The sequence below is a fragment of the Pseudoalteromonas distincta genome, from assembly GCF_005877035.1.
Lineage (GTDB): Bacteria > Pseudomonadota > Gammaproteobacteria > Enterobacterales > Alteromonadaceae > Pseudoalteromonas > Pseudoalteromonas distincta.
The window spans coordinates 17734-32744 of the sequence record NZ_CP040559.1 but is presented as its reverse complement, the minus strand read 5'-3'; the positions used below and the strand labels follow the sequence as shown (position 1 = coordinate 32744).

Below are 15011 nucleotides of genomic sequence, written 5' to 3'. Positions count from 1 at the left end.
TTAAATTTAATTTTAATATTAAATTTCCATGTACATTATATACGCCATTATACAAAACAAAAAAAGAGCCGAAGCTCTTTTTTAATACTTGTTAACTGTATTTAAACGCTATAAAAACTGAATTTATTTTTTTGTCACATCATTTGGATGTTCCACGCCAATCCATGCTTTGAAAAGCGCTTTTTGCTGTGGCGTTGCCTCTTTATCAGCAACTACTTTTTTAGGCTTATCAAAATCTTCTGATAATACTAATGTTAAGCTTTCAAGAGCATCGCGACGAAGATAGTCAACAGTTACTTTGTCGCCTGCCTTAAACGTTTCTAAGCTGGTTTTTAAATCTTTACCTACGTGATGTTTGTTTATAGCGACAATTTTATCATCGGTAGTTAAACCCGCTTTCCACGCACTGCCACCACGGCGTACATAATTTAACGTCAGTAATTCACCCGTATTTTTAGCGGTAGCATCAATACTTGCAAGTGCTTTTGCTTTTTCAGGACGCTCAAACTTTAAACCTACTTTAGTAAGTAAATCGTCAAAGTTAATACTTGCAGGCGACTCTACATTTTCTTGCCACCAGCTTGAATAATCACGTCCTGTTAAATCTTTTAAGATATTAAGTACATCTGTATCTGTAAATCCAGCGGGCATTTTATGATTGTTATAAAGTGCTTTGTGTACGTCTCGGTAGCTTATTTTACCTTGGCTTTTTTCAAGTAGGTCGATATCTAAAGCTAAAGAGAGTAACGAGCCCTCAGAATAAATATTGGTGCTGTAGTTACGTGCATGATCGCCACCTTGATTAATCCATTTATCAAAGCTTGTTTCGCTTGCGCTTTGCACTTCACGGCCCGGTGTTTGCAAATGACGATTAATTGTTTTACTCATCACTTTAAAAAATTCATCCGTTGTTTGAATGCCTGAGCGCACTAATAAATGATCTTCAAAGTAACTTGTTGAACCCTCTGCAATCCACAGCAGTTTAGAGTAATTCATATTAGTGTAATCGTATGGCACTAAACCTTGAGGGCGGTATGCTTTTACATTCCACGTATGAACAAACTCATGCGCAGCGGTGCTAATAAAACCTAGGTAATCTTCGCGGCTACCAAATCGGTCACGTGGTCGTTGAATAATTGTTGAGTTTAAATGCTCTGTTGCACCACCCGCACCTGATGTTGCATGCACCATAAATACATAACGCTCATACGGATAGCCATCCCAAATTACATTACCCGTGGCAACTAATTTTTTAAGATCGGTAAGCATTTGCTCTACATCGTAGTTACCGTCGCCCCATATAACTAACTCGTATTCACGCCCTTCTACTTCAAATGTGTGTAGTTGGTTAATACCCGTTTCGATTGGTGAATCAACAAGTACGTCGTAATCGGCTGCTTTAAATGAATTTTTGCCTTTTAAATTATTCATACCCGATACAGAACGCCACTTTTTAGGCACGTCTAAATTAACGGTTACAGGTTCTTGGCGAAACGAGTCACTAAACATAAAAAAGCCTGACGCATCTATAAATGCATGGCTGTCGTCAATGTGGCGAGCACGTTTACCAAGCTCATTTGCATACACTTGGTAGTCAACATTAACTTCTGTAGGTTCATTAAGATGTACACGCCATGTACTGTGATCTATTTTTTCCCATTTTAGTTCTTTGCCATCTTCATCTTTGGCTTTGAAGTAGCGAATGCCATTTGCAAGGTTTAACATTTCGTAGCGACCCGTGCGCCACGCAGGAAGTTTTATATCAAGGTGTGCTTGCGCTGTTTTTGGAAACTCAACACTTACATCACCTAAATGATGCTGTGGTTGCGAGATTTCTAAAGAATAATTTACATCGGCAAATACAGGTGCAGAACATGCAGCTAAAATTGAAAGGGCTAATAACTTTTTCATAGAGACTCTTAGTGGAAACTTAATTGCTTACAAGACTAACAAGCCCCTATTTAAAAGTGAATTAAATACGATAAATGACCCTATATACGAGTTTATAAGTAGTAGCTTATTAAAATTTCTAAGTTTTTTACTAGATAACTACACATAATAAAAATTTGTTGTAAACTGAAGATAATGAAATTAATTTGATGGCGGTATGCTTAGGTGTCACAAAGATCTAACGCAACAGATAAAAAGCTAAAACAAGCAATTGATGCGCGTATGGCTGTTGAGAGTGCTCGTAAACATCAAGTAGATGTTCTATGTGACTTTACAGCTAAACTATCGTTGAGCTGTAAAGGACTAGATATCGAGTTAGATAATCGCCTCGCCAAATTTAGAAGTGCGCTTAATAAAGGCATGAGTTTTGAAAACCTTACTCCCCTTATTAGTGAAACTTTAATCCTACTTAAAAACCAAGAATCGATTCAACAAGCTCAGCAACGTAATTTATACAACAGTGTGCAAAGTGCCGGTAAACAATTACAAAAAACCAAAGGTTTACCTGACGATACTCGTAGGACTCTAAGAAATTTACTCGATCACGAGATTAATAACGTTCATTCAACTCATGGTTACATTCCGCTACTTGATCAACTTATTAGCTTTTATCATGAAGCGTTGCTTACCAAGCAAGACCCTCAAGTTGATCAGCAGCGCCCTGTAAAACAGGCGCGTGCAAAAAAACTGCTTGAGCTCGCAAATGAACTTATACTTGAAGAAGAAGCTACGCTACAAATTAATAATATAAAAAATAATATTACAGAAAGTGACTCAATCGACTCATTACTCGATGTTGCAATTAGTATTATTGATGTAGTCGTAAAAAATATAAGTAAAGAGCGTAAATCCGCGCAAAGCTTTTTAGTTTCATTAAACCAAACCCTCGAAGATCTTCATAACTCTATCGTCTCAACTAGCAAGCACTCTGAGTCTATGGAAGTTGAGTTTGACTCACTTAATAAAAGCATTGAACTAAAAATAAAAAATCTTAATGAGCAAACGCAAAAAGCTACATCAATCTCATCTTTAAAAGAACTCGTAGATAACGAATTAAAATCAATAAGCGAAGATTTTATAGCAAAAGAGAAGTTAGAGCGAAAAGACAGAGAAATGCTTAGCGCTAGCTTTAATGAAATAAATACTCGAATTGTTACTTTAGAAGATAAGTTAACAACGTATAAAAAACGCTTAAATGAACAGCGCTTTAAAAGCTTACTCGATGGACTTACAAAACTGCCTAACCGGGCTGCATTTGACGAACGTTACAATCACGAAATGCATTTGTTTAATGTGCAGCCATCAGATGTTACGCTTGCAGTTATTGATGTTGACCACTTTAAATCTATCAATGATAGATTTGGCCACACCGCAGGTGATATTACCTTACAAGTTATATCAAAAGCGTTGCAAAAATCGGTAAGAAAGTCTGATTTTATAGCGCGTTATGGCGGTGAAGAATTTGTACTATTAATGCCAGGTGTGTCGCTAGAAAACGCAACATTACCCCTGGATAAAGTAAGAAAGGTAATTAAAAATATACCTTTTAAATTTAGAGAAAAACAAATTGAGATCACTATTTCGGTAGGTGCAACTCAATTTAAAAAAGGCGATACCCTATTAAAGGCATTTGATAGAGCTGATGATGCACTTTACGAAGCCAAAAATTCAGGGCGAGATAGACTTTGTACCAGTAAATAATGTCATAGCTATTATAACTTTTATGACAAGTAGTTTTACGATTTAGTAGTAGGAGCACGTCTATGTTAATACAGTTAAACCCAACTGGGGTTTTAGATTTACTGTCGCAATTAGAAGTTGATTTATTAGAGCAATCGTCTGCTAGTGAGCGTTATAAATTATTTAGAAACTGCGTACTTGCAGTCCTCAATGTAGGTAGCCATACCGACGACAGTAACGATATATACGACAAATACAAAGATTTTGATATTCGTTTAGTAAGCCGCGAACGAGGTATTAAAATTGAGCTTGAAAACCCACCCGAAACCGCATTTGTTGATGGCGAAATAATTACCGGTATTCACGAACATATATTTTCTGTTATTCGTGATATTTTGTTTATTTGTCAAAAATACGAAAAAGATTTAAAAGAGCAAAAAGCCATAACCCATATGGTGTTCGATATGCTCAGAAATGCAGGTGCGCTGCGTGTTAAAAGCGAGCCTAACATGATTGTTTGCTGGGGCGGACATTCAATAAACGAGGTTGAATATAAGTACACAAAACAAGTAGGTTACGAACTTGGTTTACGTGGATTAAATATTTGTACCGGTTGTGGTCCTGGTGCCATGAAAGGCCCAATGAAAGGCGCAACTATTGGCCACGCAAAGCAACGTAACACCGATAATCGCTACTTAGGTTTAACAGAGCCAAGCATTATTGCTGCCGAGCCACCAAATCCTATTGTAAACGAACTCGTTATTTTACCTGATATTGAAAAACGCCTTGAAGCTTTTATTAGAACAGCTCACGCAATTATCATTTTTCCTGGTGGCGCAGGTACTGCTGAAGAGTTGTTATATTTATTAGGCATATTGTTGCACCCAGATAATACTAAGCAATGTTTACCTGTTATTTTAACTGGCCCCAAACAAAGCGAGGCGTACTTTAAAGAGCTATGCGAGTTCGTTGAAATGACACTTGGTAAGGAAGCGTTGGATAAGTTTGAAGTAATTATTGATAATCCTGAATTAGTCGGTCAAAAACTAAAGTCATCGATGGCTAATGTTCGTGATTACCGTAAAAGTGAAGGTGATGCCTACTACTTTAACTGGACATTAAAAATAGATAACGACTTTCAACAACCCTTTGCACCAACACATGAAAATATGGCAAGTCTAGATTTACACCTTGATCAGCCTAAACAGCTACTCGCGGCTAATTTACGTAGAGCTTTCTCTGGTATTGTTGCTGGTAATGTAAAAGACGAAGGCGTTAGAGCCATTAAACAAAACGGTCCATACATTTTAAGTGGCGAACCTGCCCTTATGACAAATATGGATAAATTATTACAGGCATTTGTTCTTCAAGGTCGCATGAAGCTCCCTGGTAGTAAATATGTTCCGTGTTACAAAATAAAAGCATGAGTTTTATAGTTTGAAACCCCATTTACTTCTTATTGATGCGCTTAATTTAATTAGGCGCATTTACGCCGTTGACGCGAATCAAAAACATCATAGCGACGAGCAAATGATACAAACGTGCTGTGCACGTGTAGCCCACGCCTGTAAAAAGCTTTTAGATACGAGTAATGCAACCCATGCCATTGCTGTGTTCGATGGTGACAAAAGCTGGCGTTATCATTTTTATAAAGACTACAAACACTCACGCGCGCCAATGCCCCAAGTATTAAAAGATGCTCTATTGCATTTTAAAGCCGCAATTGAAGAAACCGGTATTGTAGTATTTGAGCCTATTAACGATGAAGCTGATGATATTATTGCAACGCTTGCCTTTAAGGCATCAAATAATCAAATAACGAGCACTATTGTTTCTACTGATAAAGGCTTTTTACCTTATATTGGCCCTTACATTACAGTTTACGATTACTTTAAAAAGCTCTATCTAGATGAGACAAGTATAAAAGAGCGTTTTGGTGTTGAGCAAAATAAACTCGTTGATTTTTGGGCATTAGCGGGCGATAAAACAAATGATATCCCGGGAGTTAAAGGAATAGGTACTAAATCTGCGCAGCAAATAGTTAATAACTATAATTCAATTGAACAAGCAGCCGAAGATGAGTCTCTAAGCCCGAGTATTAAAACAAAGTTAGCCGCTAATATGGATATGTACGTAATTTCAAAGCACTTGGTTAGTTTACGCACCGATATAAATTTAGGTTTTAGTTTAAAGCAGTTAAGACTTAATTAGTCGCAAGTTAATAGCCTCTAAACATTACAAAACGTATACTGATATTAGTTACCGGAGTCAGAGTAAGCCATATTGAAAAAATTTATCCGATATTTAATTTTAGGTTTAGGGCTATATGCACTGATAGCTGCATTGGTGATTACCTTTTATAAAGACGATCCTCAAGCTATGATTTGGCAAGACCGAGAGGCTTTCAATAAACGTTACATCGAAAAACTATCACTTGAGCAGCCAACAACACTAAATAGTGTTCTTGATTACTTAGGCAGCCCCGATCTTACTTATGCCAAACGAGATGGTGAACAAGTATTTCAGATAGTTTTTTATCGTACACAACATAAAACATCTGACGGTATTACCACTATGGATGAATGTACTGGCCTATTATTTAAAAATGGGCAGCTGTTTTTATGGGGCCCGAGTGCATACAATAAATACCAAGAACAAAATTAGGTGAAGGTTTAATGGATGAAGCTGTTTCAACTACCTTAGAGCAGCTGCTTAATAATACGCAGCTGTTTTTAAGCTATTATAACAATAAACAAAAATGGACAGCTCTATATCCAATGGCAAGTAAGCTAGCTGAGCAATATAGAGTGCTCTACAGCAAACAGCCATTCGCATTACAATCCCGATTGACGCTTTATAACCCAAGTTATTCTTATGCAACAAATTTAGTTGTTAGTCAGAGCGTCATAACTGCTGCCCTGTGTAAATCTCAAAATTATAATAGTGCCTTAAGTGAGCTATACATAGCCGCTACTCTCATTGAGCATTTATGTGTTGGAGCGCAATTAAACAAGCTTTGCGAGCAAACACCTTTTCAAGATTCTGATAAAAAAATTTGGAAAATGCGTCATCAGTTAGCAGCAAAAGTAATGTTAGCTAGTGGTGATTCAGCCAAACCTGTTACGCAGTTACTAGCTAAATTAAATAAGTATAAACAAGCATTGGTAAGTGCTCCTAAAATAATGCTTTATGATGGGGGCATAACGCTGATTGCTCTAGCAAATATTATTAGCATGAACATTACGAGCAATACGGCTAATAAACATATTAGCTTATATAAAGCACTTACCGATTTGTACATTCGCACACCTAACTTGTTCGCACTGCAATTAATTAAATCACTAATAGCGCATTTAGGGCCATTATTACCGGGAAGCCGCGTTTTATACGCTGAGCAAACCATGATTTATTTAGCAACTGATGCACAACAACGGCATGTTTTAATTAGTACAGCAAATCCAAATAAATTAACTTGGTACAGAGTAAAAGCAACGCTTAACGATAATCCAAAACAATGGCATTGCACTGATAAAACCATTAGCTTTAAAGTATTTAACAGTGAACATGTAAAACCACAAAGTGAGCTTGAGGTTGATAAGGCACAATCTTTACTTGAGCTAATAAGTAATATTAAGTTACAGCACGAATACAGCTATAAAGGATTAAGCCTGCTGATGGCGCCTCACCCTCTCGTAATTGCTAATTTATGCGAGGCTGTAAAACCATATAATAAAGAACATCAGCCCGCTAAAGACTTAAAGCATAGTTTATCGATGGTCGGTTATTATAATGCGCCTGCGATAATTCAAAGAGTTGTTTTTGAGCAATTAGTTAATGTTACCCCACATCCATTGCAAGCCTACGTGACTAACAGATTAAATGGATTAGTAAAAATAATGGCTTTATTGGTTAGTAAAAATGATCACGACCAGTTTGAGCACATTACTTTACCTTTATACGCTTACGCCCATTTTTTATTAACGCAATGCAGTACACAACTTTCTCGTAAAACACTGATTGACGACACACCAAATAAAACATTGAGTGCCCCTATCTGCTCCTTTTTTGGGGTAAATTCAATTAACACTGAACAACTAACACAACAGCTTACTCATTTATTGAGTGACAACCCATGGACTGCAGCACTCTTAGAGGCAGAGCAAACACCTAAAAAGCACTTAACTGAGGCCCATAAACTTTGGATTACACTGAAGATTGTTGCTCAAAATGTGTTTAAACCAGAACTTTCGCTAACTCCGTGGCAGCAGCAAACGTTAAATGAACAGCTAAAAATACTCAAGTGGCATAACAAAGCTGATTTTTATCAACAATTAGAATCTCTCGAGTTGTTTAATAGTATTTAGTTTATTAGAAGCTATTTTATGTCTTTATACCCATTATAACTTTCGTGTATACCCAGTATTTTTTGTATAAACTAGCAAAATGGGTGATAAATTGGTATAAATGCGCCCTTAAATTTTCAAGCACGTTCACATAAATGTTCTAACAAGCGGTTACTCTCTCAGAGTAATAATTTATGTGCAAATCAAACTCTTTAAAGGAAAAGTCAATGGCCAAACAAACCATCACAGTGATCAAAGGCGACGGCATCGGTCCGAGCATTATCGACTCAGCACTTGAAATATTAAAAGCCGCAGGTTGCGACTTTGATTATGAATTTGTTGATGCTGGCCTAGCTGCACTTGAAAAAACAGGTGAGTTATTACCGCAAGAAACAGTTGATACAATTGCTAAAAATAAAATCACTCTTAAAGGCCCATTAACTACGCCTGTAGGTGAAGGTTTTACATCTATTAACGTAACACTTCGTAAGCAATTTGGTTTATACGCTAACGTACGTCCAGTTAAATCATTTGTTGGTACTAAAGCGCGTTACGACGATATTGATATCATTACTATTCGTGAAAACACGCAAGGCATGTACTCAGGTGCTGGCCAAGTAGTAAGTGAAGACGGGAATGAAGCACAAGCAAAATCGATCATTACGCGTGAAGGCGCAGAAAAAATCGTAACTTTTGCATACGAGCTAGCGGTACGCGAAGGTCGTAAAAAAGTAACTGCAGTTCATAAAGCTAACATTTTAAAATCAACATCTGGTTTGTTTTTAAAAGTAGCACGTGAAGTAGCTGAGCGTTACCCACAAATTGAATCAAATGAAATGATTGTTGATGCAACATGTATGAAGCTGGTAATGACACCTGAAGAGTTTGACGTAATTGTTACGACTAACTTATTTGGTGATATTTTATCTGACCTTTGTGCTGGTTTAGTTGGCGGTTTAGGTATGGCACCTGGTGCTAACATTGGTGAAGACGCTGCAATTTTTGAAGCTGTACACGGTAGTGCACCAGATATTGCTGGCAAAAACCTTGCTAACCCAACATCTGTAATTTTAGCGTCTATTCAAATGCTTGAGCATTTAAATATGGGCGATACTGCAGAGCGTATTCGTAGTGCTGTTGCTGATGTAATTAAATCAGGTGACCGTACAACTCGCGATTTAGGTGGCAGCCACGGTACAACTGATTTCACTCAATCAGTAATTGACCGTTTATAATTAATATTTGTTATTAATTTAAATAGCCCGCTAATTTAGCGGGCTTTTTTGTGTTTGCTAACTGCGTTTACTACCTAATGTATTTATGCAGGTTAGTATTAAACCTAATTAAGCCCAAAAGTAGTAATCCTAATAAACCCGCCAGTGATCCGCCACTTGAACCCGAACTACTTTGTTGTTTTTGTACAGTAGCAGATAACTCTTGAGTAAAAGTATCATTGGTTTGAGTATCAGTAACATTCAACGTTACGTTATAAGTCCCGTCAGCTTGATAAGTATGCCTTGGGTTTTGTAAATTTGATAACGCACTGCCATCACCAAAATCCCAACTATAAGTGTAACTATTAAAGCCGCCGGTTACTTGGGCATTAAATTGTGCGCTTAAATCACTAACTGTAGCGTTTGCGTTTATGCTAAGCGGAACAGTCGCAGTTAAATCAATCGCTTTTGATTGTTCAGTGCCTTCGTTATCTGTCACTGTAAGCGTTACTTGGTAATCACCAGAGTACAAATAATTATAAGTAAGCGATTGAGTCGCTAAAGTACTTCCATCTCCTAGCTGCCAATTATAAGTATACGGTGCGACCCCACCTGTAAGCGATGCCTCAGCTGTTAAAGTTCCTTGGTTTATTTCATATTCTATTTCATTTACAGTTAATGGTTCAACTAATGTAACTTGTGCTACAGCGATTTGCTGTGAAGTGCCATTATCTGCCATAAACTCAACGTTATAAGTGCCATAGTCTTGGTATTCATGAGTAGGCGTTAACTCTGTGCTGGAGCTCCCGTCGTCAAAACTCCACGTAAATTTGTCCGCAGGAGTAAGTGCAAAGCCTTCTACATTAAAATTAACGGTAAAACCGTTTTTAGTAAAATTAATTCCCTTATTAACATCGTAAGTAAGCTCTACTTCTATATCTTCACTGTCTGCTGACTGGCTTATAATACTAAACCCAAAACCAACCTGTGGAAGCACAACACCCGATGGTTTTTGCGCTGCAAAGCTATAATCGGTTTTATCAGTAAACCCGGTGATAGCTGATAAATCATCATCACCTAACCCTGCCCTTTGTTGATATAGGCTAAAAGCAGCATCACGTATTTGAATTGCTGAAGCTGCCGGAGTTTGCGTACTACCTTTATTTATTGATCGCTGATCGGCATCTACCACTAATGCAAAACCACTGCCTGGATGCTCGGTAGTATTATTATCTGCTTGAGATTCATTGCTGTACCACAATAATAATCCCGGTGAGTACTGCTCTGCTTGCAAACTACTGTCAACGCCTGTGTATGAACGCAGTTGTAAATAGTAATGAGATGGCGATGCATATGTGTAACTACCTACTTTTTCAAAGCCATTAAACTCAGTGTTAACTTGATCTTGTGCATTATTTTGCCAAATTAAAGTATCACTTTGCTCAATGCGCATATCATCAACAACAAAACCATAATAATGTGTGTTCGCATCTGTTATGTATTCAATTTTTAAATCAATTGTTTGCCCAGCATAAGCTGATAAATCAAACTTATGGGTCAAATAGCCGTTAGGTTGCTTAGCATCACTATTAAGAAATGAATCACCTGAGATATACGGACCAATATCACCGTAGTATGGATTAAGCGCTTGCGTATAATTACTCGCGATTGGCTCGCCATTTACTTTTACTTGAACTAAATCGTAATCGCGCTCAATACTGTAATAAGCAATAAAGCTTAAAGTAAGTGTCTCAGTTGTACTTGGTAGCGCTATTGTATTAGCTAAGCTGTTGCTAATATTGTCGCCCGTATTTGAATAGTATTGAAAATCACCTTCTACTGGAGCCCTAAATTTTTCGAGCCTTGGTGGTAGTGTTATTTTTATTTGATTTTGCTGTTGTGAAGTACTCGCAGTATTAATTAATGTTTGCTGTGAATTAGCCTCTATCTCATCCATATCAAGCGTAAGCTGGTTAACCCAGTTACCCTGGTACCGCTTTTGTAAATATTCAAGCGCATAAGGGCTAAACATAACTGGCTCTGAGCCTCTTGGCGAACCAGCCCAACTTCCTGTCGACATAACTGACCAAGACGCGACAGGCTCACCTACCGTGTTAGATTGTAAGTCGTATTCATCTAATAATCCTAAATCATGCCCAAACTCATGCACAACCACACCAATCCCGGCATCAATAGGGTTAATGGTATAACCAAATAGCTTAATGTTACTGCCTGCAATCTCGCTCGGCCCGCTATTTTCATCAAATACATAGTAGCGGTGCGACCAAATAGCATCGGTGCTTAGGTAACCGCCACCCGCTTCTTCGCCAATACTTGAATGAAATACCATTACATGGTCAATAATGCCATTAGGTTCATTAAGGATACCGTCGCCATCAATATCATCTAAATCAGTTAAATCGTAATCGGCTAAATTAATATTAAACTTTGCAACCGCCTTCTCCACTGCCTCTTTAATTAAAGCAGGTGCATTTATATCCCGTGTACTGCCTTGGCGCTCACCATATATTTTTGCATTGCTATTAGCGGTTACCCAGCCATATACCTGCCCGCTAAAGTTTAAGCTGTTCCCCGAAGCCGCTTTATAATAATCAGCAGCCGTTTTTAAGCTTTGTCCATCAGGGCCTGTATAACCTTGAGTATTAAAAAGCATTTGCTGATAGTGCTCAGTTGAATAATCAGCATAAAACATGTCGGTGTCTTGCTCTACAAGTTGATTGTCGTCATGTTTAAGATCAGGAAAATCAATTAAGATAGCTAACACTTTTACATCATTAACGCTTTGATCTGGCACTAGCGACGTTGAAAAAGCGACCTGTTTTTTATTTGTGTTTGAAAAAACGTTGGAAGAGGATTTAAATTGCCTAAAACCATTTTTAATTGAGTGATTGGCAACGTCTTTGTTACTCATATATGACTTAAATGAACTATCTAACTCACTTGAAGGTATTTGGTCTCTTTTTTTAAGCCAATATAAAATACGCTCTTCGTTAGTTATACCAATATCATGCGGACTTAAGTTATTAGCCGCCACTATAGGGCTTAATAGCGTAGTTAAAAGCGCAATTAACGTCACTTTTTTCACTGTATTTTCCTCAAACATAATTATGTAGCAATCATACCTAATAATAGAAATTTAAACATGCGATAAAAACATATAGTTAACATATGCAATTAAAGCTAATGGTCTCTCACACTCTTTTATATCTAAAATCGAACTTACAACCTAAAATGCATAATTTCTGCCAGTAAACTCAATTAAACATAGTTTTTCTGCAGGTTTAAATTAAAAAAAGCCACAAAACGAATTTAAAATGCAAAAAACAGCTTTCAAGGTTGACATGAAGGCTTAAAACCCTTAAAAATAAACCTATACAAAATCTTTAATTTAAAAGCAGTGTTTTGCTAAGTAGAGTAAAAACTATGAACACACACATTAATCTTTTAGTCGTACTCGTACTGGTCTTAGTTATAAGCCCAGCGGGGATGTATTAAAAGGTGATACTGCTTTTTAAAAACCCTCGCACTACGCGGGGGTTTTTTTATGCATAAAAAAGCGCACAGAGGAATGAGGATGAGCAAACAAGAATATAATGGTTCTGAACTAGTAGTTCAGGCATTAAAAGAGTTAAAGGTAAAATACATATTTGGCTATCCCGGTGGTTCGGTTTTAGACTTATATGATGCACTTTTTCAGCAAGATGACATTGAACATATATTAGTACGTCACGAACAAGCTGCAACACATATGGCTGACGGCTATGCCCGCGCTACTGGAGACGTTGGTGTTGTACTTGCAACCTCAGGCCCTGGCGCTACAAACTGTATTACAGGTATTGCAACGGCCTACATGGATTCAATTCCTATGGTTGTGTTATCAGGCCAAGTGCCTACAAATTTGATTGGCGACGACGCATTCCAAGAAACCGATATTGTGGGTTGTTCTCGCCCTGTAGTTAAACACAGTTTTAACTGTAGAAGTGCTAAAGACATCCCTACAATCTTAGCTAAAGCTTTTTATATTGCTAGCACTGGTCGCCCAGGTCCTGTCGTTGTTGAGCTTCCAAAAGATATGCTTAACCCTGCTATTAAGTTTGAATACGAATTTCCTAAAACCACCGAGCTGAGAACGTACAGCCCTAATACTAAAGGGCACTCAAAACAAATTCGCAAAGCCGTAACAGCTATTTTAGAGGCCAAAAAACTGGTTATCTACTCTGGTGGTGGTATTGTTATTTCAAATACATCAGAGCAATTAACGCATTTAGTTGAATCATTAAATGCCCCCATTACAAATACACTAATGGGATTGGGTGGTATTTCAGGTGTGCATCCAAACTTTGTAGGTATGTTAGGCATGCACGGCACGCTTGAGGCAAACAAAGCAATGGCTAACGCCGATGTAATTTTAGCGCTTGGTGCCCGATTTGATGACAGGGTAACTAATAATGTTCAAAAGTTTTGCCCTAATGCCACAATTGTTCATGTTGATGTTGACCCAACTTCAATTTCTAAAACAATTAAAGCACACATACCAGTTGTAGGTTGTTTAGCAACCGTACTTGAACAACTACAAGCGGGTATTGATAAAAGCCCAATTAAAATAGACCGCAGCGCGCAAGAAGATTGGTGGCGACAAATTATCAGCTGGCGCGAACAAAAGTGCTTAAGCTACAACACTGATGGCGACAAAATTAAGCCACAAGCTGTAATTGAAGCGGTTTATAAAGCTACTAATGGCGACGCTTACGTAAGTTCTGACGTTGGTCAGCATCAAATGTTTGCAGCGCAATATTATCCATTTAAGCATCCTCGTCAATGGATCAACTCAGGCGGCTTAGGCACCATGGGCTTTGGTTTACCTGCTGCAATGGGCGTAAAGCTAGCCTTTCCTGATAAAGAGTCTGTGTGTATTACGGGTGATGGCTCTATTCAAATGAATATTCAAGAACTATCAACCTGTTTACAGTACAACCTAGCGGTAAAAGTTGTATCACTTAATAACCGCTCTTTAGGTATGGTACGCCAATGGCAAGACATGGTTTACGGTGGACGTCATTCATCATCTTATATGGATTCACTACCTGATTTTGTTAAGTTAGTTGAAAGCTACGGCCATGTAGGCATACAAGTAAACACACTAGATGAGTTACAACCTGCTATCGATAAAGCAATGTCAATTAACGACCGATTAGTCTTTTTAGATATAAACGTTGATGAAAAAGAGCATGTATACCCAATGCAAATTAAGTTAGGCGGCATTGATGAGATGTGGTTACGTAAAGGAGTAAAAGCATAATGCGTCGTATTTTATCTATTTTATTAGAAAACGAACCAGGTGCCCTATCACGTATTGTTGGGCTTTTTTCACAACGTGCATATAACATCGACAGCCTAACTGTGGGCACAACTGACGATCAATCATTGTCACGTATTACCATTACCACAATGGGTGATGACAGAGTTGTAGAGCAAATTACAAAGCAGGTTAACAAATTAGTCGACGTGCTTAAAATTATCGATTTAACAGAAATGAGTCACATTGAACGTGAGCTATTGCTTGTTAAGGTATTTGCTCAAGACGAGACGACTCGTGCAGCGGTTACGCGAGTAGTTGATGTGTTCCAAGGTGCTATTTTAGATATGGGCCGACAAAGCTATAGTCTACAACTTGTGAGCAGTACAGACAAAATAGAGTCGTTTTTAGACACACTTCGTCATGAAACCGATATTATTGAAGTTGTACGTTCTGGCGCTGTTGGCATTGGTCGAGGCGATAAAGCCTTAAAAGCGTAAATTTATA

10 protein-coding genes are annotated in these 15011 nt (G+C 37.8%); 8 read left to right on the top strand and 2 right to left on the bottom strand.

What is annotated here, in order from left to right:
* Positions 1 to 123 precede the first annotated feature (123 nt).
* Positions 124 to 1911 (bottom strand): M61 family metallopeptidase, encoded by a 1788-nt coding sequence (locus FFU37_RS16920; protein ID WP_138490065.1) that lies wholly within the window; start codon positions 1909 to 1911, stop codon positions 124 to 126.
* A gap of 204 nt (positions 1912 to 2115) precedes the next feature.
* On the opposite strand from FFU37_RS16920, the gene FFU37_RS16915 reads away from it, so the two are divergent.
* The 6 genes from FFU37_RS16915 (at position 2116) to FFU37_RS16890 (ending at position 9208) form a co-directional block, all read left to right on the top strand.
* On the top strand, positions 2116 to 3651 hold the full coding sequence (locus FFU37_RS16915) for a GGDEF domain-containing protein (protein WP_138490064.1): 1536 nt from the start codon (positions 2116 to 2118) through the stop codon (positions 3649 to 3651).
* 62 nt (positions 3652 to 3713) lie between these two features.
* Positions 3714 to 5057, top strand: coding sequence for a nucleotide 5'-monophosphate nucleosidase PpnN (ppnN, locus tag FFU37_RS16910; RefSeq protein ID WP_138490063.1), 1344 nt, complete (start codon positions 3714 to 3716; stop codon positions 5055 to 5057).
* A gap of 10 nt (positions 5058 to 5067) precedes the next feature.
* Positions 5068 to 5841 carry a flap endonuclease Xni gene (gene xni, locus FFU37_RS16905; RefSeq protein ID WP_138490062.1) on the top strand — a complete coding sequence of 258 codons (774 nt, stop codon included), beginning with the start codon at positions 5068 to 5070 and terminating at the stop codon, positions 5839 to 5841.
* Between the two features lie 69 nt (positions 5842 to 5910).
* Positions 5911 to 6294, top strand: a complete 384-nt coding sequence (locus FFU37_RS16900) for a DUF3192 domain-containing protein (protein ID WP_024596929.1) — start codon at positions 5911 to 5913, stop codon at positions 6292 to 6294.
* 11 nt (positions 6295 to 6305) lie between these two features.
* Positions 6306 to 7994, top strand: coding sequence for a hypothetical protein (locus FFU37_RS16895; protein WP_138490061.1), 1689 nt, complete (start codon positions 6306 to 6308; stop codon positions 7992 to 7994).
* 206 nt (positions 7995 to 8200) lie between these two features.
* Positions 8201 to 9208 (top strand): isocitrate dehydrogenase, encoded by a 1008-nt coding sequence (locus FFU37_RS16890; protein ID WP_002960311.1) that lies wholly within the window; start codon positions 8201 to 8203, stop codon positions 9206 to 9208.
* 70 nt (positions 9209 to 9278) lie between these two features.
* On the opposite strand, the gene FFU37_RS16885 is transcribed toward FFU37_RS16890, so the two are convergent.
* Positions 9279 to 12293 carry an immune inhibitor A domain-containing protein gene (locus FFU37_RS16885; protein WP_138490060.1) on the bottom strand — a complete coding sequence of 1005 codons (3015 nt, stop codon included), beginning with the start codon at positions 12291 to 12293 and terminating at the stop codon, positions 9279 to 9281.
* Between the two features lie 489 nt (positions 12294 to 12782).
* Here FFU37_RS16885 and FFU37_RS16880 point away from each other — a divergent pair, with 489 nt between their 5' ends.
* Both FFU37_RS16880 and ilvN read left to right on the top strand, forming a co-directional pair.
* A complete protein-coding gene (locus FFU37_RS16880; RefSeq protein ID WP_024596926.1) occupies positions 12783 to 14507 on the top strand; it encodes an acetolactate synthase 3 large subunit in 1725 nt (574 codons plus the stop codon).
* Positions 14507 to 15004, top strand: coding sequence for an acetolactate synthase small subunit (ilvN, locus tag FFU37_RS16875; protein ID WP_002960314.1), 498 nt, complete (start codon positions 14507 to 14509; stop codon positions 15002 to 15004). Before FFU37_RS16880 ends, ilvN begins: the two co-directional genes overlap by 1 nt.
* Positions 15005 to 15011 lie beyond the last annotated feature (7 nt).

What these genes read in the sequence shown, in the direction of transcription:
- FFU37_RS16920 (WP_138490065.1), bottom strand. Translation starts at nt 1,911, where the DNA reads ATGAAAAAGTTATTAGCCCTTTCAATTTTAGCTGCATGTTCTGCACCT.
- ppnN (WP_138490063.1), top strand. Translation starts at nt 3,714, where the DNA reads ATGTTAATACAGTTAAACCCAACTGGGGTTTTAGATTTACTGTCGCAA.
- FFU37_RS16895 (WP_138490061.1), top strand. Translation starts at nt 6,306, where the DNA reads ATGGATGAAGCTGTTTCAACTACCTTAGAGCAGCTGCTTAATAATACG.
- FFU37_RS16890 (WP_002960311.1), top strand. Translation starts at nt 8,201, where the DNA reads ATGGCCAAACAAACCATCACAGTGATCAAAGGCGACGGCATCGGTCCG.
- FFU37_RS16880 (WP_024596926.1), top strand. Translation starts at nt 12,783, where the DNA reads ATGAGCAAACAAGAATATAATGGTTCTGAACTAGTAGTTCAGGCATTA.
- ilvN (WP_002960314.1), top strand. Translation starts at nt 14,507, where the DNA reads ATGCGTCGTATTTTATCTATTTTATTAGAAAACGAACCAGGTGCCCTA.